Raw genomic sequence first — 24046 nt, forward strand, 5'->3', positions numbered from 1 at the left:
GCTGCTGGCGATTCTGCTCCTGTAGCTCTTAGTGCTCCTGCTATCAACGGTTAATCATAATCTGAGATACGCTCTTCACGATTCTCTATAAATAAAAGACGCTCTCCCGAAAGGGGGGGCGTTTTTGCATTGGGTTAATTGCTACGTTACAGCTATTTTCAGATAAATAGACAACGCGGTAGGGGCGCAAGGCTTGCGCCCCTACTTTTTTGAAGCGCAAAATGGCCTTTATCGGTGAGAACTTAGGAAATAATTATCAAAAAGTAAATTTTACGGGTAATAATTGCTAGCAGCGCAGATAATTGCCTGAAAGCTAAAGTATAAGGAGAAGCCAAAAATGATTTTACACCGTGGGCATAGGGTAGTAGCCGCTTTGTTGCTGTCGGTGGTACTACTGACAACAGCCTGTAGTCCAAAAGCACCTGGGCGTTTTGACCAGGCACAAAAAGAAAGCACTCAACAAAAAAGCGGTCAATCGGTAGCTAAAACCGCAACTCAGGGTAGCGAATTTAATCAACTTTTTCCAAAAGCTGGTGATGGCTACCAACGCGTCTATACCCAAGAGAAAAAAGGCTTTGCGGAAGCGAAGTTGAAAAAAGGCGGTAAAGATATAGCGTTGCTGTCTATTTCTGATACCACTAGCACACCCAATGCAGCAGCAAAGTTCTCGAAAAGCACTAAAAAAATTGGCGGTTATCCCGCAATAGAAGTTGGTAAAACGCAAACTGCAATTTTGGTAGGCAAGTACCAAGTAAAAGCACTTTCTCGCGATTCGTCATTTACAGCTAGCGATCGCGAAGATTGGCTAGAGAAGTTTAATCTTAATGGTTTGGCTAGACTGAAATGATTTGCACTCCTAACATTCAGATAATAAAACCTAAATAAGGAGATTTTTGTGAGTAAATCGATTGTTGAGTTAGTCGATCAATTGCCAACTGGCGGCTTGACTGTTTCTATGTTGAAGTCTCTCGATTTTGTTGCTCCTGGAGAGTGGCAAAATACCGTTGGCTTTGTCAACACTATTAAGAAAGTCACTGGCGAAGACGACGAAGATTTAATTCAGCAAATTGGCGAAAGAGCGATTTATCTATTCAATGATAAATCCCAAGGATACCAAACAGCTTTGTGGTTATATCAAACTGTTGATAATACAGATAAAGCGCTTGGTGCAGCAGCTTTAGCTAACAAAGTCGGCGAAAAAATTCCTTTGTTGGGTTTTTTAAACTCTGTTACTCCCAAACCTGATAAAGCCCAAACTATCGATCTGACATTAAAATTAGTGGCTGAGTTAGTAGCCTTCTGTCAAATTAACGGCATTCCGGGAGACAGTATTGGGGATTTTGTCGCCTCTTTAGGAGAGTACAGTGGTGAGTCGCTGATCCGCATGGTGGCATTAGTTTGCGTTGATGGTTTGATACCTTTGGGCCCAGATTTTATCAGCAAAGCGATATCTGGGCTGAATCAAACAAATCCACAGGAGTTAGAACAAAACTCAACTTTCCAAAATATCAAAGATGTGATTCCAGGGAGCAATGCTGGCAGTAAACTTAACTTTATTGGTGAAAGCTTTGACTCTGTGAAAGGTTGGATGAGTGGGTTAGTTAGCGCCAATAATTTAACGCCGCAAAAGGTTGTCCACAACTTGCAAAGTTTTACCGATATTGCTGATGACAAGTTGGACTACCTCGCAGCATTCCTGGATGTAGCAACAAATTATTATGAGCACACTGGCACGCAAACTTTAGCACATCGCTTGATTGAACGCGCGGTAGCTGAGATTTAGGTTGATGGGAAGTGGGGACTGGGAAGATTTCCCAATCTCCAATTCCTATTGGGGTAAATGCAAATCTGCTGCGATCGCATACAAGTAAGGTTGAAAAATAGCCAAGTTTTCTAGTTTATCAAACTTACCTGTTTGCGTACCTGTGTCAAATGCAGTAGTAATTACGTAAAGTTGAGTGCCATCAAAGGCAACATGACCGATATGTTCCTCTTGTACTTCACCTTGCTGCTTAATTCCGACGAACCCATAACGAATTCCCTGAAGCTTACCAATGGTTACTGGTTGCGGTGGGTAGGCTGAGAAAATAATCTGTTTTCCATATTTATCCTGACGATCTTTGGCAAACGCAGCATAATGCTCTAGAACCCAAGTCTTAAGTACTGGTAATAACTGGGTTTGGTACTTGGGACTTTGGTAGTCTACTAGAGAAGCAGTTGGAATACGAGCTGCCAAGAGTTTCTTTCGGAAATCCTCATTGTTTGCTAGTGGATAAATGTTAATCTCAACTGTACCCAAACGTTTTCCTTTGGAGGAGACACACAACAGAGGTGCATTTCCTTCACAGGGAGCAACTTGCCAATTAGTTGGAGCAGCAGTACTTCCCAGAATTTTCTGCCAGATATTTCCCTGATTAGAGTTAGGAAGTTTGGCAACGGTAGGAGGTTTTACTACATTGGGTGAAGAAAATTGGGGTAAAAAAAATTTGGCTACCACTGGTATTGACACCAGCAAAATAGAACCTAGTAATAAATGATAAAGTCGTAACATTTTTTCAATATCCAGAGCCAGGGATTGCAGACTAACGATATCTACAATACTTTATGGATCTCTACTTCGGGAGAGTTTCTGGCTATGATGTATATCTAAGAACATCAATCAAGTTGTTCTTAGATTACATCTTATGGTTTATTGCCTAAGTTGACAGATTAAGCAATGCTGTACTCCTACAAATAATTTGTATTGCTTTCAATGGTTCAGCCGTTTAATCTTCGTCAAGGGCTGGGAAAGCTTCCTCAAGCTGCCACAACCGATCTTTATTTTCAACGAACCAAATACGAGTTTCTGGAGTTAATTTACTCCAAATGTCTTCAACCGGGATGTGAGGAGATGCATACTGATAATGCTGACCAAGTGATTTAAGATTGTCCGCTACATCACGGGGAATTCCAAATTGTTCCCAGTCAACTGTGATATGTCTTCCCGAAACTCCGGCTGTGGGGTCGAAAACCAATTGTGCCGATCTGATTAAATCAGCAAAGTGTTTCGGTTTGAGTTTGGTAATTTCCTGAATTTGGAGTGATTCGTTATGCTCTTGAGACATGATCGCCGCAGTGGTAAAGATTAGTGATTCAGTTGAATTTACTGCCAGAGATTTTTATCCCAATATTTTTACTTTAGCGCAGAGCCACTAACTCGATCGCGACTTAACCACACAAGGGGTTTAAGTAAATCGTTTGAGGTGATAAAATTTACCACACATATAGCAGTACAATGTCTAAGTTAGTAATGAAAAGTTTGTAGTAAGCATTAAAGTGCTTAGAAAATAAGGACTTTAGTCGAATGGCACTAAGTTAAGATACAGCCCTTGCCCCAACTGGTTCCCAGCCTGGAGGCTGGGAGACCATTCTCGGAGGCTCCGCCTCCATAGCTTGACAAGAGGCAGAGCCTCTCGGAACTCGTTCCCAGCCTCCAGGCTGGGAACAAGGATACAATAAGTCTTTGGGCTTTACAAGCGTGCCATTCGACTAAAGTCCTTACTACGAACTGTTCCCAGTACATATTTTAATGACGAGTGTAGGAATGCTCAAAGTGAGTTTTGAGTGTATGAGCCATAACAGAGATGACAATTGCTGCTATAGAAACCGATATTGCTGCGATTTTGATTCTAGAATCATCTGCAAGCATTGCTACAGCAGCTAGAGCGATCGCTACCCCAATACAACCTTGTTTGACCCTATTTGTCAGCTTATAAGCTCGATTGCAAGAATTACAAATAAGTGTGTGTCGTGAAAATCTGTCTAGCAAAATTGATTTTGAATTCAACTCGTTATTCTCAACATTTTTAAATGTAGAATAGCCTTGATAAAAAGGCAAAGATGAGCCAAATTTATCTAACCACTTACGGAACTCAATCACTAATGTGTCAGATGTTTTCAGCGGCAAATATAATTCTTTGAGACTTCTTCCCAAGCGTTCAATTTCTGCTTGTTGTCCCGCAATCAGAGGCAAATCCTGCTCCAATATTTTGTTCGTATTCAAGTGATCGAGCCAGCGCGGCCTCAGCTTGACTCCCCAAGTCATGAAATTACGATAACCTCTAGCTAAAAGACGACATCGCCCTTTACCTAAAGGAATTGAATACAAAGCTAGTCCAAATGTCCAATCTTTTTTTTCAATATAAGCAGTATTTAACACAAGACTTGGAGCAACAAAATCAATATATTTCCAGGCTTCATTTGATTTGTTAGCTCCCCGCCACCTGCCTTTAACCCCCTGAGCCGAATTCTCTAGCACTTCCATTTCTAATGGTTGGGCATTTTTACGATTACCACCACCCCTAGTGCCACTATGGCTAATAGCAACATGAGCAGGATCGATGACGTTTTCTACTAGATATGTTTGGTCATAAGGCAGATCCAATATAAAGTCTGCACACACAAATCCTGGCTTGTCTAAATCTGGCAAAATTGGAATAATTTCATCAACAGCAGTTTCTTTTTCGCCAGCCCACACCCAAATCATGCCTTGACGTTCCACAACCTTAAAAGATGGCACGCAAGCATTGACTGGAATTTTTGCATCTGCTGCTAATTGGGGAATGTGCAGACATTCACCATCACTGCCAAACTGCCAACCGTGATATAAACACTCAATTTTGCCGTCAATAATTTGTCCTTCAGAAAGTTTGGCTGTACGGTGAGGACAACGATCTGTTAAACAGATAAGCTGTCCATTTTGGTCTTTGAACAAAACCAAAGGTTCATCGTACAAGGAAAAGCTATGAGGGCGGTTGGCAGGTAAGTCTTTGACGAAGGTGACGGGATACCAGCATTGCCTCCAGTTAAATTCTTGCTTTTCCTCTAGTTTCTCAAAAGTAGAAGTTGGTGGTATCGCCTGTAGTGTTTCTGTTTCTAATGACATAGTTTTCTCCAGGTTTCTATTATTTTATACTTTTGGATTAGTAAATTTTTAGTCCTATAGATAGAACATTTCTAGGGTAATTAAAAAATTAACCATGAGAAAGCATTCAAGCATTTTGAGAAAATCAAAGATCGTTTTGCTTGCGGAAAACACCCAAATGAGAAAGCAAACTGGGGTTTGAGTAAGTCAAAAGTCATTTTGCTTGCTGAAAATACCGAAATGAGAAAGCATTTAAGCATTTTGAGTAAGTCAAAGGTCATTTTGCTTGCTGAAAATACCGAAATGAGAAAGCATTTAAGCATTTTGAGTAAGTCAAAGGTCATTTTGCTTGCTGAAAATACCGAAATGAGAAAGCATTCAAGCATTTTGAGTAAGTCAAAGGTCATTTTGAGAAAGTATTTAAGTATTTTGAGCAAGTAAACGGGTATTTTTAGCAAGAAATAAGGCTTTTTGATAAAGTAATCAGCAAATATACTTGACAATGAAAAATAGCGCCAGCACAAATAAAGTAGGCGCTCAAATCACTTAATAACTTTTTTATAAGTTTCTGATTTCTAGAAGGATTGCCTCAGCTACTCATCTTCGATTAGAACTGTAACAGCAGCGATCGCAATCAACATTTCGTCATTTTTATCGTTGAGTTCGGGAATCGCCCGCCCTTGAACTATCATCCCCCCAGATTCTACGGTGAGGGTTTTTCGCCCAAATGGTAATACAGCGAGTACTTCTTCTTCTCTAACTTGTTCGGGATATGGCACTGCCACCTGAACTTCTATAATCATTTGATTGGGATGATTTAAACCTGCGACTTCCCAAACACCAGGTAAGGCATTGTGAGCGATCGCATTACGTACTGCCCTAGATGCTGCTACTGTTGGTTCTTGTCCGTGTTGATCGATTCCCATCCCCATTTCGATAATCAAGCGTTTACGCGCCATTGCTAACTCCGGTAAATCTTGCATCTTGACACTAAAAAAGGCAGAAGTTAAAGAAGCTACTTGGAAAAACACTTTGCTACTTACTGCATCCTCCTGCCCTCTGCCTCACACCATACGTTGCAAGCGACTCAGACGCTCTGAGTAACTTTTCATCACCTGTAGCGCAAACACAGGTGTTTCCTGAAGACGAAACTTTTTGATAGCTTTAGGCGAACCCAGAAAAGTATACTACTTTCTGTTGGTTAACTCTCAATCTCCGCAAAATTCCTGATTAGTCTCCTTATCGCCTAGAAACTTCTCCCTGGTTTTACTACCCAAAACCGTCCCTCTCGTTCGTCAAAGAGACAGTTTTACCCCACCCTAACCCTCCCCTTATAAAGGGGAGGGAACTAAATTTTCTATTTCCCCCCTTTACAAGGGGGGATTAAGGGGGGTAATTCGACTTGTGTGTACACCGTAGCCTTTCCAAGGGGGGATTAAGGGGGGTAATTCGACTTGTGTATGCACGGTAGCCGAAGCTGAGAGGGGCTGGGGGAAGGTCAAATAATACTTATCAAACTCAGGTTAAAATAGCGAATTTTGGTTTTCATACCATCTTCTATAATTAATAAAACCTGCACACCTAATTTTAGGCATGAGACTGTGACCGAATCAGGAAGTTACAAAGATACTGTAAACCTACCCAAGACTAATTTTGATATGCGGGCAAACGCGATCAAGCGTGAGCCTGAAATCCAAAAATTTTGGGAAGAAAATAAAATTTACGATCGCCTCTTTGAAAATAACCCCGGCGAATTATTTATACTCCACGATGGGCCTCCCTACGCTAATGGCTCACTCCATATTGGTCATGCCTTAAATAAAATTCTCAAAGATATTATTAACCGCTACCAAATGTTACAAGGGCGTAAAGTTCGCTACGTTCCTGGTTGGGATTGTCACGGATTGCCGATTGAGTTAAAAGTTTTGCAGAACATGAAGTCAGCAGAACGGCAAAATTTAACGTCTTTACAACTGCGGCAAAAAGCGAAAGAATTTGGTCTAGCGACGGTAAACGACCAGCGCCAAAATTTTAAACGTTACGGTATTTGGGGTGATTGGGATAATCCTTATCTAACTCTAAAGCCGGAATATGAAGCGGCTCAAATTGGCGTGTTTGGTCAGATGTTCTTAAAAGGCTACATCTATCGCGGTTTAAAGCCGGTTCACTGGAGTCCGAGTTCTCATACCGCTTTGGCGGAAGCTGAGTTGGAATATCCTGAAGGTCACGTTTCCCGCAGTATCTATGCAGCTTTTGCAATCACAAGTTTGGCGGAAACTGTAAAACCACTGTTGGCGGAATATCAGTCAGATTTGGGTGTGGCTATCTGGACGACTACACCTTGGACAATTCCAGGGAATTTGGCTGTGGCGGTGAATGCAGATTTGAATTATGCAGTGGTGGAAGTGGAACCCCACCCTCTAACCCCCTCCCCGCAAGCAGGGAGGGGGAGTGAGGAAGTTTCTTCCCCCTCTCCGTTAACGGTGAGGTTCCGCTATCTCATCGTTGCTGCTGATTTAGTGGAACGTTTATCTTCAACCTTAGGAGTTGAGTTAACTGTAAAAGCCACCTTCAAGGGGAATGATTTAGAACATACTACTTATCGTCATCCTCTATATGACCGCGAAAGTCCGATTGTTGTCGGCGGCGATTACATCACAACTGAATCGGGTACGGGGTTGGTACATACTGCTCCCGGTCATGGTCAAGAAGATTACATTGTTGGTCAGCGTTACGGTTTGCCCATCCTTGCACCAGTGGATGACAATGGCAATTTTACCGAAGAAGCGGGAGAATTTGCAGGGTTGAATGTTCTGGGTGATGGCAATCAAGCGGTAATTGATGCACTGGCTGCGGCTGGTTCTTTGTTGAAGGAAGAACCATATCCCCACAAATATCCTTATGATTGGCGGACGAAGAAGCCAACGATTTTCCGCGCCACGGAACAATGGTTTGCCTCTGTGGAAGGATTTCGGGAAGAAGCATTAAAGGCGATCGCCACGGTAAAATGGATTCCAGCCCAAGGTGAAAATCGCATCACGCCAATGGTGGCAGAACGTTCCGATTGGTGTATCTCTCGTCAACGCGTTTGGGGTGTACCCATTCCCGTTTTCTACGACGAAGCCACGGGAGAACCACTGCTGAACGAAGAAACAATCAACCATGTCCAAGGAATCATCGCAGAAAAAGGTTCCGATGCTTGGTGGGAACTTTCAGTTGAGGAATTATTACCAGAATCTTATCGTAATAATGGCAAGTCTTACCGCCGGGGTACAGACACAATGGATGTATGGTTTGATTCTGGGTCATCTTGGGCAGCCGTCGTCCAACAGCGTCCATTACGCTACCCTGCTGATATATATTTGGAAGGTTCTGACCAACATCGCGGTTGGTTTCAATCCAGCTTGCTCACTAGTGTAGCGGTAAATGATATTGCGCCTTATAAAACTGTACTAACTCACGGCTTCGCTTTGGACGAACAAGGGCGAAAGATGAGTAAGTCTGAAGGAAATGTGGTCGATCCAAATACAATCATTGAAGGCGGAAAAAATCAAAAAGTAGAACCGCCTTACGGTGCAGATGTATTGCGATTGTGGGTATCATCGGTTGACTACTCCGGCGATGTTCGCATTGGCAAAAACATCATTAAGCAGATGAATGATGTTAGAGGTAAAATTCGCAATACAGCGCGGTTTTTGTTGGGTAGCTTGGATGATTTTGACCCGGAAAAAGATGCAGTTCCTTTTGAAGAATTGCCAGAACTTGACCGTTATATGCTGCACCGCATCACCGAAGTGTTTGAAGAAGTAACCGTTGCCTTTGAAAGTTTCCAATTCTTCCGCTTCTTCCAAACAGTGCAGAATTTCTGCGTGGTGGATTTATCCAACTTTTATTTAGATGTGGCCAAAGACAGGCTGTACATCAGTGCTAAGAATGCTTTCCGCCGTCGCAGTTGTCAAACGGTGCTGAAGATAGCAATAGATAATTTAGCACGAGCGATCGCACCAGTGTTATCTCACACTGCCGAAGATATCTGGCAATATCTCCCATACAAAACACCTTACAAATCGGTATTTGAAGCCGGTTGGGTGCAGGTTGAGGAAAAATGGCGTAATCCAGAGTTAGCAGAATTTTGGGAAACGCTGCGACAACTCCGCACCGATGTGAATAAAGTGTTGGAACAAGCCAGGATAGAAAAACTCATTGGTTCTTCTCTGGAGGCGAAAGCTTTGATTCATATACCTAACAAACAATTAGGCGATGCTATCAAAGCCTTTAACCCGGTTAAGGGTAACGGGATTGACGAACTGCGGTATTTATTGCTGACTTCCCAGGTGGAATTATTAGATTCTGCTGAAGGATTGCAAGGATTGAAATATACAGCGCAGACGGAAGACTGGGGAATTGGAGTAACGAATGCAGACGGGCAAAAATGCGATCGCTGTTGGAACTACTCTATTCATGTGGGAGAATCAGCAGAACATCCCTTAATTTGCGAACGGTGTGTTGCAGCCTTAGCTGGAGAGTTTTAAAAGCAAAAATTCCACGGCACTAGCAAACTAAAAATGGCTAAATGCACTGACAGCAGTTTTCTTTTACGTGAAGTACAAAACTACAGGATTTGAGGCAAAAGACAGAAACAAGCAAGTAGAAACTCTTGATGTTTGATGCCTGAGTCCTGCATTTTGTGCCTCATCTACTGGAAAACTGCAAGAATATAGAGACGAGCAGTGCTAAGTCTCTATTAGAGGATGTTTGAAAAGTCCTCTTGTTGGTAGCAAAACGTTCCAGATCCCCCTAAATCCCCCAATTTATTGGGGGACTTTAATTCCGGTTCCCCCCAATTTATCGAGGGGTTAGGGGGGATCAACAAGTGCCTAAAATCATAGGTATCCCTCTTCTGTCACTCTCCGAAAACTTTTGCCATTTCTGAATTCTAGAGCTTTTGTATAGCCTGCGATCGCGCGATTATTTTCTAATAACAAATACAAGACCGATTTTTTTCTAATAGTATAGCTTGTATTGATTGCCTCATGAGGCTTCTAGCGATCGCCCTCCCGGAAAGTGACAGAAGAGGGATAACTACTTTTCAAACAACCTTTTAGCGTTCTATATAACCGATATTTAATTTCTAGAAATCTCTTTTTAACACGATGAAGTCCGCATAAGCGGACTTCGCTGTATAGCCTAGTCATGCCGAGAGATTACGCAACTGGCACAAAGTTAAATATGTAATTAAATCAGGTTACAGTCAGCAACTGAAAGAATATTTTACGTAATACGTATTCTAGTTACTTCATATTATGCAGAAGTTTCAAGTGTAATATACTTTTGCAGCAAAGAATTGAGTATTATTACTGAAGATTTATCAGTATTTTCACTGTATTATCTTCTCTGAAAGCCATGAATTAGGTTATTATTAAAAAAAAATAAAGGTATGGATTAATACGTGTAATCTGGTTTAAAACATCCATTAACTCGATCAAAATTTAAGAGATAGAGAGATATGTCAAACAAAATTGCTAAGGAATTGGCTGATTTTCTGGTGCAAATAGAACAGCGATCGCAGTTTCATACAGGCTATCCATATAATTTAAGTTGTGATTACAGTGCGATCGGCAAATTTTTCAATCTTCTATTAAATAATGCTGGAGATCCATATATTGAACCAGATTTTGGTCTCCATTCTCGTAAGTTTGAGCAAGAAGTATTATCTTTTTTTGCTCAACTTTATAAAATTCCAGAAAATCAGTTTTGGGGTTATGTTACTGCTGGCGGAACTGAAGGTAATTTATATGGAATGTTCTTAGCAAGAGAAATCTACCCTGATGGTATTCTTTACTCATCACAAGACTCTCATTACTCCATACCAAAAGCAGCAAAATTATTCCGCATTCAACACAATGTTGTTAACTCACAAATTAATGGAGAAATGAATTATGAACATTTTGAAAAACTGATTAGCGAAAATCGCAATTATCCTGCGATCGTAAATTTGAATATTGGGACTACTGTCAAAGGCGCAATTGATAACTTAGACAAAGTTCTCGAAATTTTAGAACGCAATCAAATTAAAGATTACTACATTCATTGTGATGCCGCCCTTTCAGGATTAATATTACCCTTTCTAGATGGCGCTCCACAAGTTAACTTTCAAAAACCGATAGATAGTATAGCTATTTCTGCTAAATTTATTGGTTCGCCCTTGCCTTGCGGTGTAGTTTTAACCAAGAAAAAATGGGTAGAAAAAATTGAAACAGCAATTGAATATATTGGTTCATCAGATACAACCATTCTGGGTTCTAGAAACGGTCATACCCCTCTGATTCTTTGGTATGCAATGAAAACAAGAGGTTATGATGGATTAGCCAAAGAAGCAAAGACTTGTATAGATAATGCTCAATATCTTTTCCAACAACTTAAAATCAGAGAATATCCATGTATGCTCAATAAATTTTCCAATACCGTAGTGTTTCAAAAACCTTCTCAAAGATTAATTAAAAAGTGGCAGCTAGCGATTTATGAAAATTGGGTACACATTATAGTCATGCAAAATATCGATCGGCACAAAATAGATACTTTTGTTAACGAACTTTTATTAGAAGAAGGATTAGTTGATAACGTAGATAATTTCCACCTACAATCAACACTACACTAAGAATAGATTCCCAAGTGAAATTAATCACCCAGTTTAACAAAGTGTTTCTTTAAAAAGAATTTGCTCCCAAGATTTTATCTTTTTAAAAAGTTTTTTCCGCACAAGTTAGCAGCAAGGAGTATTTCTACTTCAGACCGTTCCATAGGTGGTAAGAAAAAATACCCTTGCCCATAATCACATTCTAAAGCCTTCAATTGTGTTAATTGGTCTACAGTTTCTATGCCTTCTGCTGTTACAGACATATTTAAATTATGGGCTAATGTCACAATCGCTCGAATAATTTCTAAATTTTCTCCTCGACTACCTATACTGCTAACAAAAGAGCGGTCAATCTTAATGGTTTTGATTGGTAGGCGATGTAGATAACTCAAGGATGAATAGCCAGTCCCAAAATCATCCATGTGCATTTCAACATTCAGTGCTGTTAATTGGGAAAGCACAGTGGTAGCTAATTCAAAATTATCCATCAACAAGCTTTCAGTAATCTCCAATTTCAAACAGCATGGCTCCAGTCCAGTTTGCTGCAAAATATGTTTAACTTGTTTAAACACATCGGGTTGTGTGATTTGTTTACCAGAAAAATTTACGCTCATCGTCAAAGGTTGTGAGGTAGGAAATTGTTTATGCCATTTCTGCATTTGGTGACAGGCTTCATAAAGCACCCATTGCCCGATACTAACAATCATTCCAGTTTCCTCAGCTAGGGGAATAAAATCTTGAGGGGAAATAAGTCCTCGTTCTGGATGATACCAACGTATCAGTGCTTCAAATCCAATAATTTTGCCAGTTGTCAGAGAAACAATTGGTTGGTAATTAAGGCGAAATTCTTCTTGCTTGAGCAGCGCATTTCGCAGAGCAGTTTCTAACTCTAAAAGCAAAGCTGCACCCTCGTGCATCTTTGGATCAAAAACCTCATAACGTGCCTTACCAAGTGATTTGGCACAATACATTGCCACATCAGCATCGCGTACAATCTGTGCTGCTTGCTCATAATCTGCTCTACTAAAAGCGATGCCAATACTAACATTAGTAAACACCCGATGCTCATTTAATTGAAATGGCAAAGCTAGCACCTTTTTAATTCGCTCGGCTACCTGTATCGCTGTGTTAATATCCTCAATTTCCTCAATTAAGATTGTGAACTCATCTCCACCAAAACGAGCTACTATGTCTCCGCCTCGCAGAACTGACTTGAGCCGATGAGAAATTGCAATCAGAAGTTGATTTCCTAGTAGATGTCCAAGGCTGTCATTAACAACTTTAAAGCGATCTAGGTCTAAGAATAGTACGGCAAATAAATAATTATTTTGCTGTTTAGACTGTTCTATTGCCTGCTGCACCCGCTCCATAAATAACCGTTGATTAGGTAATCCAGTTAGCCCATCATGAAGACTATTGTGCAGTAATTGTTCTTGTGCTTCTTGACGTTTAACAATGTCTTGTTGAAGTTGTTTATTAACCCTAATAAGTTCAATAGTGCGTTCTAGCACCAACTGCTCAAGTTGATAACGATACTGGATTAATTCTTTCTCTGCTAGCTTCCGCTTAGTGATATCACGGACAATAACAATATACTCCCGTAGCAAAGAATTAAATGGCTGGGAAATCGTTGATTCAACAATTCGCAAACCTTGGTTAATTTTCAAGCTTTGCTCGCTTCTAGTAGACCATTGCTCCGGTTTGCCGCGATAGCATATTAGAAGTTGATTTAAGTTTCGCCCAAGTAGCTGCTGAACACTTGTTTGAAATAATTCTTCAGCAGCGGCATTTGTCTGAGAAATTGTCCCATCTTCATCTAATACTAAAACAGTATCTGGAACAGTATCGAGAGTAGTGATAAATAGGTTTCTTGCTTGTTTGCGTGCTTCATCAATAGCAATGATTTGTGGTAAGGTTGTCCAACAAGCGATCGCAACCCCTGTAAAAGAAAGCGTCACTAATAAAATCGCTAGAAAGGAATTTTGAGGATGATTAGAAAATCTATCTAAAAAATCGCGAATAACCCAACTGATTGTGGCAGTAATACAAATTAATGATACTAAAACAATCACTTGTAATACTACAAAATCTGGATTATTTCTACTAGGCTTAGTATCGTAACGCTGTGTCCACCAATTTGGATGTAATGGCGCAAATCTTAACTGCCTTAGAACTAAATCTCCAATTGTCAAAATAATGGGTAATAATAATCCCACTAAGAAATCTCTCCAGTTCCAAGCTAAACCTCCCACTATTAGAACTACCGCTTCGACCATGAAAAAACCAAGTGACCACCAAGGCCATAACACGTATGGTTTGCCACGACACATCCATAATCCCAGATGTAGCCCCATAATAGACATGAGATAACAGGTGCCTGCTACTGTGACAAGTTGAGATATATTTCCCAAATTTAGACAAAGCAAACTGAGTAGAAAGGTAACTAAAATAGCAGGAACAAGGACACCTTGACGGTAAACTAATGCAAATATAGGAGAAAGCTGTCTGTCTAAGGCAAGCTGGTATAATATCCGAGGAGAGTTAGAAACTGCTGTAGCAGAACTTAGAAGGCAAGATATAGTAATTAGAAGTGTTACTAGAAAAGGGGCAGATTCACCCCAAAAAGGTTTAGAAGCTTCTACTAGATTTAAAAACGCATCCTCACCTATTGTTGAATTTGGAGCCGAACGCATTAATACCCAAGAACCACCTAGAAACACCGGAGGAATTAACCAAGCAGCTACGGTTAAAAACTTTAAAGTTTTATATGGGTGGCGGCTATCAGCAACAAAAGAAGAAGTGGTTTCACAAGCATAAATTGAATAGCTAGCTAGAAAAAACCATTTTGCCCATTCTTGAAAGCTCAGGCTATGGGTGCTAGTTGGGAGAAAATTAAAATTAGCAGATGAGAAGGCTAACCATAATACGCCTTGAACACAAAACAATAACAGTAATAAAATCGCTGGAAATACAAAAAATAAATGTAGAAGCGCCAAAGCACGGGTGCCACTGAACGCTAAAACAAATGGAATCGCTGTAAATAAAAATTTTAAGAAAGTTTCTGGACAAGAAATACCTAATGTTTCAAAATTGACTTTAATTAAGTTGGTGAGAATAATTGCATACAGTGCAGGTGCTGCTGCCCAGCTAAAAAAGTATCCTAATGCTACGTAACGGCCTAAGCCAGGAAACTTCTTTAATAGCCTTGTGGTATAGTTTGGTGTTCCTCCGGCAACATCTGACCAATGCCTACCTAGACTTTGTACCTGCAAGTTAAGCAAAAAGGAGATAATCGTGCCAAAAAACCAAACTAAGATAGCTTTCGGCCCTAACGCTGCATGAATGATAGGGGCAGTACCAATCCATCCAACATGACCAGTTAACCCAAAGCCCCAGGTTTCGAGATAACTTAGAGTCCGTGGTAGGCGCATTAGCAAGTGCTCATTGTTCTGTGCCCGTGCAGAATCGTTACTAACCATTGTTTCTTAGTGAGATTTACTGACCTTTTCACTCAATAGCTGAATCTCACCAATTATAGCTTCCGTATAACTGCTGAACTTTAAAAAAGGATAACTTATTTGTTACTGAATTGGGGATTTTAGATTTTAGATTGACCTTATGCCTAAAGAGCTTTCTGGAATAGAGAATTTTCAATTGGTTATTTGAGATTTATTCCATATAGCTTGTTTCTCACTGAGTAAGTATAAATTCTCTTTCTTTAGACCGTTAAAAAATTGAAAGGTTCAGATTTGTGACCTACCTAATAGACATAGACATCTCCAAAAATCAATTATTCATTGCCTGAAACCCTTGTAAAGACGTAGCATTACTACGTCTTTACATTGATATCTCTAATTTAATAAATCGGAAATCGTGTTGTTCATCAATAATTAACTAGAGCTATAGCTTTTGCAACAACTCCTGAGTTAATTGCAAGAAAGCTTTTGAACCTGCTGATTGGGGAGCAATTAAAACAGCTGGCATAAAACTATCAACAGCCTTAGCAACATTGACATCAACAGGTATTTGTACCTTACAAATTTTTTCGACACCAAAATCTTCGACAACGCGATGCATTACTTGTTTATAGTATCTGCCAGTGAGCAGGTTAGCACTGGACATACTAAATACAATTCCCAACATTTTTATATCTATTTTGGTTTCATGTCCGTGACTATCTTTTAATTGGGCAATCCGTCTTTCTAGGAGTTGAATACCCACTACAGATAATGGTTCTGGTTTTGCAGGAAGTATGTAGAAATCACTGGCAGCTAAAGCGCTACGAGTCAAGAGATTATAGCCCGGTGCGCAATCGAGAAGGATAAAATCATATTCTTGATGTACTGGTTTTAAAATATTATTAATTAAGACCCTTTCAAAGCGATTCCAAATCGTTTCAAAGTCTTGTTCGCCCAAAGCAGTTGCTTGCTGATGCAGCATTTCTGAAACAACAAATTCATCATATAAATCGATATCTCCCGGCAATAAATCTAGTCCGGGAAGATTACAAACCTGGGATTGAATGATATCCTGAATTGTAAACTTTGCTTGGGGATCTGGATTGATAACTTCGTCTATCAGATACCTAAATGTCTTACTTTGTTTACGAAGCTTGGCAAAATCTAAAGGCGACATCAAACTGAGTGTGGCACTAATTTGGCTGTCTAAATCAAGGACAAGCACCCGCTTGCCATGATTTTTAGCTAAACAAGTAGCTAAGTTGACAGTGAGGGTGGTTTTACCAACACCACCTTTCATATTGGCAGTAGCAATTACATATCCCATTGATTGAGTCCTCTATTGACGCATTCCCATTAGTAGTTTGCTTTCGTGACGCAAACGGGGTAAAGGGTAAGGGGGAAAGGGACTCATGTTTTAAATCCCTTACCCTTTCCCCTTTCTCCAAACCTCACAAGCGCATTTTTGGGTTGACAGACTACTAGGTAGCGTACACCTCTGCTGATATTTTAAATCTTCCATTAAATTTAATATTTTCAGAAATTCAAAAGAGTGATTTCAGCGATTTTTACTCATTGAGGCAGTAACATGTAGTTGGCTCTTTACCTGGAATCGAGCTATCAGCCTCCTTTACTCCATAATGACAATAGTTTGGCTTAATCCTGTAACAGCTCGCTCTCCAAAGCAATTATAGAGGTATTGACAAATACAGTAGCCCTAAATCAATTGTGAGAAAATAATAGTGTTGTGAATATCACTAAGTATTGGGTGCAAAATGTGGATGCATTTGCTAATTGAATTGAACGAAGCCGATCGATAATTTCGTGAAATCAAAGGCGCATTTACACACAAACTTATAAGGTAATTAAAATGACTTACGATTCAGAAGATGTAGAACAAATCCTGCAAAAAGCACTCACTCGTAAAGACAAAGGTGAATTTTCACGAGAACAGCTTTTAGAAATGGCATCTGAGTTAGGTATTTCTTCTAATATTTTGGAAGCAACTGAAAAAAAGTGGCTGGTTCAACAAGAAGAGGAACGTTCGCGACACACATTTAATACTTTCCGACGCAGAGCCTTTTGGACACACTTTGTTTCTTTCGTAGCGGTGAATTTATTCCTCATTCTTTTAAATTTAATCACTAGTCCTAGTTATTTTTGGGCTATTTTCCCAGTATTAGGATGGGGGTTAGGATTATTTTTTCATTGGTGGAGTGTTTATCAGAGTAAATCAGAGGATGACGAGATCGCTTTTCAGAAATGGCGTACACAAATTTAACTTCTCCTTTAACGATCAATCTCAGATATTTAGCGATCGCTGTTATCCAAATTTGTGCGTCCTTCTAAATAAAATCTTCTCATGAACTACTCACATTCACCGCCAGGGGTGAGTGTGAGCTTTGTAATTTATAGGGAATTGCCTGTGACATTGCAAAATATATAAATCTGGGCAACCTTAAACTTGAGGAGTTGTATAATCACGACCTTTGATCCTTATCTTTGTGCTTGCCAATTTGCCAAAATAGAGCTGTAGGCTAGAATAACTACGCTTTAAGAAGCTTGATTGCCTAAACTCAGGAGCAAGGGTCGGCTGGTTAATAAGATAAGAGGAAGGGAGTATGGACAACAACAACAACTGGTTGCAACAGCTAATGATGGTGGGTCTTGGCACAACGTCTATAGTCGCAGAAAAACTGCGGCAAGTCAGCGATGATTTAGTCAAAGACGGTAAGCTCAATCCTGAGCAAGCCAAGGCGGTAATAGATGATATTGCCCAGCAGTTAAAGTCGGAACAGGGAAACTTCGATGTGCAAATGCAACGGCAAATGCGAAACATGATGCAGGATTTGGGGGTGGCTCGTCAGTCAGAAGTGGACGAACTGAGGGGTAGAATTGACCGTTTAGAGCGTCAATTACGCGATTTAGAAAATAAGCTTTGGCGTTAGAATGCCCTTTCTGATTTAAACTAAATGTGTCCTGTTGGTAATCTTTTTGCCAGGATACCTAAGTAAGGAGAACTGATTTTGAAACCAATTTTCCTCAGCGTGGCCTTCATGCTGGTATGTGTTGCGCTTTTGATTGTGGGGCAAGTAAGTAGTAAACAGAATACTGCAATTGCTGCCGAGTTAACCCAAACGCCGCCAGCCTCCACAACTGTAACTGAAAACAATATCTTAATAGCGAGTAATCCTATGTCTGATGCTAATGCCGTAACCACTCCCTCTGGATTAAAGTATGTGGAGTTAAAAGAGGGGACTGGGGCGACTCCTAAACCGGGACAAACGGTTGAAGTTCACTATGTCGGCACTTTAGAAAATGGTACTAAGTTTGATAGTTCACGCGATCGCGGTCAACCGTTCAGCTTTAAAATTGGTGCTGGACAGGTAATCAAAGGTTGGGATGAAGGACTTAGCACTATGAAAGTAGGCGGTCTTCGTCAGTTAATCATCCCCTCTGAGTTAGGCTATGGCGCTCGTGGTGCTGGTGGCGTGATTCCACCCAATGCCACTCTAATTTTTGAAGTGGAATTGCTGGGAGTTAAATAGGGATTGGGGACTAGGGATTGGGTACTGGGAACAAGGAGGAGTTATTAACATAAGTTTCTATTCTCTGTGTTCTGAATGCCCAATACCCTATCAGATAAATTAGGTATTTCAAACTACAGATGGGACAGAAGTATAGCTAGAAAAGATGAGAAAAAGTATCTGTAACTTTAATCGGACTGCCGCAACTATACCAACAACCTAAAAGTCAGACTGATACGCCCGAATGTTTCTGGTTGCTTGAGAATTCCATGCTTCCAGTATTGCTGCGTCTTTTGAGACATAAAAAGTAGAGAACCACTTTTGAGTAAGTAACTATGTTCAATGGTTTTGTCTAGTTTATTTTGAAATGTAATTATTCTTTCAGCCCCTAACGAAATAATAGAGATACCAGTATCGTCCATGAGTTCATCAATTGAATCGGAGTGAAATCCCATTGTTGAGTTACCATTTGTGTAATAATTGACTAAACAATTGTTTGGTCGAAACCCAAAGTGTTTTTCAAGCCTATCAATAATAGGAATTAACTCATTCAGCATCGGGCATGAGTCGTAAGAAATGTTTGAGTAATTATATGGTGAACCAAAGCTAGCTGTTTTTCGTGCCTGTATACGCTCATCCCAGTTAATTATGGATACAAGACTATTAAATAGAGAATGACTATTCGGCAAAAATACATCATTAATGAGTAAATCAGGCTCATTCATTGCTCAAATAACTACTTAGTCTGGCTAAATTTTTAAATTTTGAAACTTTGTAAATTGTGGATTAAACAAAAGTTTCGCAGTACCTGTAGGGCCGTTGCGATGTTTAGCTATAATTACTTCTGCAATGCCGCGATCGGGAGTATCGGGAGAGTAGTACTCGTCGCGGTATAACATTATTACTAAATCCGCATCTTGTTCGATCGAACCTGATTCTCTCAAATCAGATAACATCGGGCGTTTGTTAGTACGTGCTTCCACCCCTCGACTCAACTGAGATAAAGCAATAACTGGTACAGATAATTCCCGCGCCAAACCTTTGAGTTGTCGCGTAATTTTTGATAATTCTTGTACGCGATTATCACCTGCTCCTTCCATCAATTGCAAGTAATCTATTACAATTAATCCTAATTCAGTTCCAATTTCAGCTTGCAGTCTTCTTGACTGACTACGCATTTGTGTAACTGTAATATTCGGCGTGTCATCAATATAAATTGGCATTTCAGAGAGAATACCAATAGCACGGCTTAAAGGTTCCCACTGTGTTTGACTGAGGCGACCAGTTCGCAAATAACTACTTTCAATTTGCGCTTCACTAGCTAATAGACGTTGCGTCAGTTGCTCTTTGGACATTTCCAAGCTGAAAAAAGCAACTGGTAACTTATAAGAAGCAGCGATATTATGAGCTAGATTCAGACAGAACGCGGTATTGTGAACACAGATATCATTGGCGACAAAATTGTGTGTTTCTGGGATTGTTAAGTCATAAACTTGTTTGCATCCCATCGATTTAATCGAAACTATTTCATCCCAGTACACATCACTCGCTGCTAACTCTTGAAGTGGCGAATTTTCTAAAGTACTTGCTAATATCCAAAGCCTTTCTCGTGTTAAAGCACGTTTATCAACATGGATATTTGAATACCCTTGAATTCCGGCACGTTGAGCTAAAAGAGTCCAAGGTTCATTACCTTTAGCTGTTGTTATCTGTTCCCAAATTTCTATGGGAATGAGGTCACGATTTGTTTGATATCTCTTTTTAGCTATTGCATCTGCGACCTTATTTAATGCCTCTTCTTTGCCAAAAATACCAATTTCTGAGATAAAATTTTTGATGCTCTGGGCATCAGTAATATCTAATTGCCAAGCTTGTCTGCGAGTGTCTTTATATTTCACAGAGCGTTCTTTCAGACTGGCAATAATTCCAAATCGCAATAACAAATGTTGTATTTGTCTAGCTAATTTTTCGCTGACAGTACAGTAGCCTAACTGCGATTGACCGCTTGTAAGTACTGTAGCCCATCCATCGGTTGCAAATAAACGATTGAGGAATAAGGAAACTTGCGATCGCTCCAATTTAAAAATAGCTTGCGGAATGATTTTGGCATCAGCTTTTTTGCCCCATAGTCCTATGTTTTCCAACCATGTTGTTAAAGGATTCTTTTGCCCTTGAGACATAGCTGCATAGAGTATTGGGGTGCGTTCACTCCTAATTTCTATCCTAACTTTCAACTTGGGTGAAAAGCTGATAACAGCGTATGTGAAATCATTTTGGATGCGAGAGTTAATATTAGTAAATTCTGGTGTTGAATCTGTTAAGCACCCATCACCTATGAAATATGCCAATAATTTAACTTCACACTCGCGGATAGTTTCTGTACCAAATACATTAAGTTTACGAGCTACAGCAATTTTATCCCCTACTCTTAATTCTGAAAGTTGTCGCCATCCATTGATGGTTAAATAAGGATGGGTGATAGTACTTTCAATATATCGTCCTAAGCGAGTAGTAACACTAAAAACTGGTTTAATGCCGTCATTAACAAAGGCTGAAGCTTGAGTTAAATGAAACTTCCAATCATTTCCTAAAGTTATTAACTCAGCTTGCCGACGATGATATATTTCTTTAATAGTTGAGATACTCCCGTCACTCAAAAGTATTTCCACATTTTCATGCAAACATTTCCCCATCGATGGACGGCCCGCAATAATAATTAAATCAGAACGCTGAAAGCCGCTAGTCATGGCATCTAAATCGTAAAATCCGCAGGGAATTCCAGGTAAAGCAATGCCTTGATTTCTATCTTCAATATCCTGGAAATTATTAATTAGAGTATCAGAAATATGAACTAAACCCGATTGGGGACGCTCTTGAGTAACACCAAAAACTTTCTGTTCTGCCCGATCTAAAACTTGTGGTAACTCGGTTTCTGTTTCGTAACCAAGATGTACAATTTCATTGCCAGCTTTAATTAATTGTCGCCGCAGGTATTTTTCCATCACTAACCCTGCTAAGGCGTCGATATTCACGGCTGACACTGTACGGTCTACCAGAGTTGCTAATTTATTTCTACCACCTATCCGGGCTAGCATTTCATGGTCGGTCAGCCAACTTGTCACAGAGAGTAAGTCTGTGGGTTTACCTTGGGTGTGGAGCCTCACAGCTGCTTGATAAATATCTTTGTGAGCGCTAATGTAAAAAGCTTCGGGAAGAAGGCGATCGCTAACTCGACTAATCGCTTCTGGATCTAGCAAAATACCCCCCAAAATCGCTTCTTCCGCCTCAATATTTTGTGGTGGAAGGCGTAGTTGACCGCTGTAGGCATCGCTACCATCGCCTTGAAAACTCAATTCTTCAGCCATAAACGATTTTATTTTGAGATTTTGCTAGAGACGCGATTAATCGCGTTTGTGTAGGATTAGAGACGCGATTAATCGCGTCTGTACAAGAGTTAGGAGTTTCTCTTGCTCCCTCATCCCCCTTATCCCTTTGTCCCTCTTTTGAGATTAACTAGCTACTACTTGAATATCGACTTGCGCCGCTACTTCTGAATGCAGCTTAATTTCGGCTTGATAAGTACCAAGGTGGTTAATATCGGGGATGGTAATTCCACGCCGATCGATTTCTTGACCGGTGGCTGCCTTAATTGCATCTACAACATCTTGGGTGGTGATAGTACCGAAAATTGCTTCGTTTTCACCAACTTGTTTGGCAATTGTCAAGCTGCCAACTTTTTCTAAAGATTCTTTTTGCTCAAGAGCTTGTTGTCTGAGTTCTAATTGCCGTTGACGCTCTTGCTCGCGACGGCGTTCTACTTGCTTGAGAATACCAGGAGTGGCATTGGTTGCCAATTTCTGGGGAATCAGATAGTTACGAGCGTAGCCAGGAGCTACTTCCACTAAGTCGCCAGATTTTCCCAGCTTGCTGATATCCTGATTTAAAACTAACTGCACGCGTTTCGCCATCGTTTTTCGTTTTTCCGGTAAAATATGATTAATTTGGGTGGGTTTGAGCAGCATAGCTCACTAAAACAGTGCTGTTAGCTGTAGCAGGGCGTTGAGCCAGTGCTGAGTAAACAGTCCTAAATAACGAGTGTTTTTTCAGAACTTAGAACTCCTGAAATGAGTATATTGTCCCAAGTAGCTTTGCCCATACCCTAAAGCTTACAGATCCTAGCGAAAGGAAGGGGGCGATCGCAACTATTAGCGCTAGAAAGTTGAGGAGTGGAGGCAGGGGAGCAGAGGAGCAGGGGAGACAAGGGAGACAAGGGAGACAAAGGGACAAGGAGATAAACAAAACTCTTAACTCTTAACTCCTAACTCAGCACTCAGCACTCAGCACTCAGCACTCAGCACTCCTAACGTCCAATGCCCAATACCTAAAAGTTATTTTTCATTTCCCGTATCCGCGCAAAGGTTTCCACTCCATCGCTACCCTTAACGGTTGATTGTAATGATGGTTGATCCCAACGTAAAAAGGGATTGGTTTGCTTCTCCATTCCCAGCAGCGAGGGTATGGTAGCTTCTCCTCGACTACGGAAAGTTTTCACTTCATTGAAGCGTTTTTGTAAGTCGGCATTGTCGCCATCCACAGTGAGGGCAAATTGCAGATTTCCTAAAGTGTATTCGTGGGCACACCAAATACGCGTATCATCTGGTAAAGAGCGTAGTTTGCTTAAAGAATCTACCATTTGGGTTGGTGTTCCTTCAAATAAGCGACCGCAACCGCCAGAAAATAAGGTATCACCGCAAAATAAATCGCCTGTCTCACCAGATTTTTCGGGGGGAAAGTAGTAAGCGATGTGAGCGCGGGTATGTCCGGGAACAAAAATAACTTCAGCTGTGCGATCTGCAAACTGGACGCGATCGCCTTGTTGCAAAAACACTTGCTGTCCCGGAATTCGCCCGCGATCTTCGACGCCACCGTAGACTGTTAGTTGCGGGAAGTGTTCTATTAATTTCTGATTGCCACCTACATGGTCATTGTGGTGGTGTGTGTTGAAAATCGCTACCAATTCAACTTTTAACTGTGCAAGTTGCTTTAGTACTGGTTCAGCCTCTGCTGGATCGACAACCGCAGCAATTTGTTTCTGGCGATCCACTAGCAAAAATATGTAATTATCTGAGAGTGCCTCAAGCCTGATTACTTGCATTACTTAATATCTCCCTTTCAAGTAAATACTTTGGAACTTTTCAGCAATCTTAAATATCTCAGTCAGAAAAGGTTGAGAAAGTCCATAAATACTATGATAGTACACAACCGTAATAATACTTAAAAATATGATAAGTAACTATAAATTATGATTTGGGTATATCAGTAAAATTTCTCTGGGAGGAAGTGTAAAAGCTAAGTTAGATTTATTCTGTTCTTTTTGTCCTAAATTGTCTTTTTTACTCAAAAACACCAAATCAGTTATCGAAAAATTTTTATTTATACATATTAACTATTAATACGGATAATACGGGATTTTATAGATTCACCTTGGATTATTTATAAAAGATAGATGTTAATAACAACT

Annotated in this window: 17 protein-coding genes; 7 read left to right on the plus strand and 10 right to left on the minus strand. The window is 40.3% G+C overall.

All coding sequences use genetic code 11. The features are described from left to right. Positions 1 to 337 precede the first annotated feature (337 nt). Together RMY64_RS00005 and RMY64_RS00010 are read left to right on the plus strand one after the other, a co-directional pair. The gene (locus tag RMY64_RS00005) at positions 338 to 847 is read left to right on the plus strand and encodes a hypothetical protein (protein ID WP_322698960.1); all 510 of its coding nucleotides are present in this window, start codon (positions 338 to 340) and stop codon (positions 845 to 847) included. A 48-nt stretch (positions 848 to 895) separates the two neighbouring features. Next, positions 896 to 1783, plus strand: a complete 888-nt coding sequence (locus tag RMY64_RS00010) for a hypothetical protein (RefSeq protein WP_322673989.1) — start codon at positions 896 to 898, stop codon at positions 1781 to 1783. 45 nt (positions 1784 to 1828) lie between these two features. On the opposite strand, the gene RMY64_RS00015 is transcribed toward RMY64_RS00010, so the two are convergent. The 4 genes from RMY64_RS00015 to RMY64_RS00030 form a co-directional block, all read right to left on the minus strand. Then, positions 1829 to 2551 (minus strand): hypothetical protein, encoded by a 723-nt coding sequence (locus RMY64_RS00015; RefSeq protein ID WP_322698961.1) that lies wholly within the window; start codon positions 2549 to 2551, stop codon positions 1829 to 1831. A 214-nt stretch (positions 2552 to 2765) separates the two neighbouring features. Beyond that, complete coding sequence (locus RMY64_RS00020; protein ID WP_322698962.1) at positions 2766 to 3104, minus strand: hypothetical protein; 339 nt, start codon at positions 3102 to 3104, stop codon at positions 2766 to 2768. Positions 3105 to 3565: 461 nt separating this feature from the next. Next, positions 3566 to 4924 (minus strand): Rieske 2Fe-2S domain-containing protein, encoded by a 1359-nt coding sequence (locus RMY64_RS00025; protein ID WP_322698963.1) that lies wholly within the window; start codon positions 4922 to 4924, stop codon positions 3566 to 3568. A 572-nt stretch (positions 4925 to 5496) separates the two neighbouring features. Next, positions 5497 to 5862: a Lin0512 family protein gene (locus RMY64_RS00030; protein WP_322685873.1), complete on the minus strand. Its 366-nt coding sequence runs from the start codon at positions 5860 to 5862 to the stop codon at positions 5497 to 5499. Between the two features lie 642 nt (positions 5863 to 6504). Here RMY64_RS00030 and ileS point away from each other — a divergent pair. Beyond that, entirely contained in the window at positions 6505 to 9435 is a 2931-nt protein-coding gene (gene ileS, locus RMY64_RS00035) for an isoleucine--tRNA ligase (protein ID WP_322698964.1), read from the plus strand. A gap of 974 nt (positions 9436 to 10409) precedes the next feature. Further along, the gene (locus tag RMY64_RS00040; protein WP_322698965.1) at positions 10410 to 11561 is read left to right on the plus strand and encodes a histidine decarboxylase; all 1152 of its coding nucleotides are present in this window, start codon (positions 10410 to 10412) and stop codon (positions 11559 to 11561) included. Positions 11562 to 11635: 74 nt separating this feature from the next. On the opposite strand, the gene RMY64_RS00045 is transcribed toward RMY64_RS00040, so the two are convergent. Both RMY64_RS00045 and RMY64_RS00050 read right to left on the minus strand, forming a co-directional pair. Further along, positions 11636 to 15019: an EAL domain-containing protein gene (locus RMY64_RS00045; RefSeq protein ID WP_322698966.1), complete on the minus strand. Its 3384-nt coding sequence runs from the start codon at positions 15017 to 15019 to the stop codon at positions 11636 to 11638. Positions 15020 to 15440: 421 nt separating this feature from the next. After that, complete coding sequence (locus RMY64_RS00050) at positions 15441 to 16325, minus strand: ParA family protein (protein ID WP_322673996.1); 885 nt, start codon at positions 16323 to 16325, stop codon at positions 15441 to 15443. A 543-nt stretch (positions 16326 to 16868) separates the two neighbouring features. Between RMY64_RS00050 and RMY64_RS00055 the strand changes: the two genes are divergently transcribed. The 3 genes from RMY64_RS00055 (at position 16869) to RMY64_RS00065 (ending at position 18546) form a co-directional block, all read left to right on the plus strand. Next, positions 16869 to 17279, plus strand: a complete 411-nt coding sequence (locus RMY64_RS00055; RefSeq protein ID WP_322673997.1) for a 2TM domain-containing protein — start codon at positions 16869 to 16871, stop codon at positions 17277 to 17279. A gap of 340 nt (positions 17280 to 17619) precedes the next feature. Further along, on the plus strand, positions 17620 to 17946 hold the full coding sequence (locus tag RMY64_RS00060; RefSeq protein WP_190941652.1) for a phasin family protein: 327 nt from the start codon (positions 17620 to 17622) through the stop codon (positions 17944 to 17946). Between the two features lie 78 nt (positions 17947 to 18024). Next, positions 18025 to 18546 carry an FKBP-type peptidyl-prolyl cis-trans isomerase gene (locus tag RMY64_RS00065; protein WP_322673998.1) on the plus strand — a complete coding sequence of 174 codons (522 nt, stop codon included), beginning with the start codon at positions 18025 to 18027 and terminating at the stop codon, positions 18544 to 18546. A gap of 185 nt (positions 18547 to 18731) precedes the next feature. Here RMY64_RS00065 and RMY64_RS00070 read toward each other — a convergent pair whose 3' ends face one another. The 4 genes from RMY64_RS00070 to gloB all read right to left on the minus strand — a co-directional run bounded on the left by RMY64_RS00070 (position 18732) and on the right by gloB (position 23680). Next, positions 18732 to 19250 (minus strand): alpha-ketoglutarate-dependent dioxygenase AlkB, encoded by a 519-nt coding sequence (locus RMY64_RS00070; RefSeq protein ID WP_322698967.1) that lies wholly within the window; start codon positions 19248 to 19250, stop codon positions 18732 to 18734. Between the two features lie 24 nt (positions 19251 to 19274). Next, the gene (gene dnaB / locus RMY64_RS00075; protein WP_322698968.1) at positions 19275 to 21890 is read right to left on the minus strand and encodes a replicative DNA helicase; all 2616 of its coding nucleotides are present in this window, start codon (positions 21888 to 21890) and stop codon (positions 19275 to 19277) included. Positions 21891 to 22034: 144 nt separating this feature from the next. Then, the gene (rplI, locus tag RMY64_RS00080) at positions 22035 to 22493 is read right to left on the minus strand and encodes a 50S ribosomal protein L9 (protein ID WP_322674026.1); all 459 of its coding nucleotides are present in this window, start codon (positions 22491 to 22493) and stop codon (positions 22035 to 22037) included. Between the two features lie 413 nt (positions 22494 to 22906). Further along, a complete protein-coding gene (gene gloB, locus RMY64_RS00085) occupies positions 22907 to 23680 on the minus strand; it encodes a hydroxyacylglutathione hydrolase (RefSeq protein ID WP_322698969.1) in 774 nt (257 codons plus the stop codon). Positions 23681 to 24046 lie beyond the last annotated feature (366 nt).

The organism is Nostoc sp. DedQUE08, from assembly GCF_034530895.1.
Taxonomy (GTDB): Bacteria; Cyanobacteriota; Cyanobacteriia; order Cyanobacteriales; family Nostocaceae; genus Nostoc.

Bases quoted from the DNA above. Each gene is read 5' to 3' on its own strand.
- RMY64_RS00005 (WP_322698960.1), top strand. From the start codon at position 338: ATGATTTTACACCGTGGGCATAGGGTAGTAGCCGCTTTGTTGCTGTCG.
- RMY64_RS00015 (WP_322698961.1), bottom strand. From the start codon at position 2,551: ATGTTACGACTTTATCATTTATTACTAGGTTCTATTTTGCTGGTGTCA.
- RMY64_RS00020 (WP_322698962.1), bottom strand. From the start codon at position 3,104: ATGTCTCAAGAGCATAACGAATCACTCCAAATTCAGGAAATTACCAAA.
- RMY64_RS00025 (WP_322698963.1), bottom strand. From the start codon at position 4,924: ATGTCATTAGAAACAGAAACACTACAGGCGATACCACCAACTTCTACT.
- RMY64_RS00030 (WP_322685873.1), bottom strand. From the start codon at position 5,862: ATGGCGCGTAAACGCTTGATTATCGAAATGGGGATGGGAATCGATCAA.
- RMY64_RS00040 (WP_322698965.1), top strand. From the start codon at position 10,410: ATGTCAAACAAAATTGCTAAGGAATTGGCTGATTTTCTGGTGCAAATA.
- RMY64_RS00045 (WP_322698966.1), bottom strand. From the start codon at position 15,019: ATGGTTAGTAACGATTCTGCACGGGCACAGAACAATGAGCACTTGCTA.
- RMY64_RS00050 (WP_322673996.1), bottom strand. From the start codon at position 16,325: ATGGGATATGTAATTGCTACTGCCAATATGAAAGGTGGTGTTGGTAAA.
- RMY64_RS00055 (WP_322673997.1), top strand. From the start codon at position 16,869: ATGACTTACGATTCAGAAGATGTAGAACAAATCCTGCAAAAAGCACTC.
- RMY64_RS00060 (WP_190941652.1), top strand. From the start codon at position 17,620: ATGGACAACAACAACAACTGGTTGCAACAGCTAATGATGGTGGGTCTT.
- RMY64_RS00070 (WP_322698967.1), bottom strand. From the start codon at position 19,250: ATGAATGAGCCTGATTTACTCATTAATGATGTATTTTTGCCGAATAGT.
- dnaB (WP_322698968.1), bottom strand. From the start codon at position 21,890: ATGGCTGAAGAATTGAGTTTTCAAGGCGATGGTAGCGATGCCTACAGC.
- rplI (WP_322674026.1), bottom strand. From the start codon at position 22,493: ATGGCGAAACGCGTGCAGTTAGTTTTAAATCAGGATATCAGCAAGCTG.
- gloB (WP_322698969.1), bottom strand. From the start codon at position 23,680: ATGCAAGTAATCAGGCTTGAGGCACTCTCAGATAATTACATATTTTTG.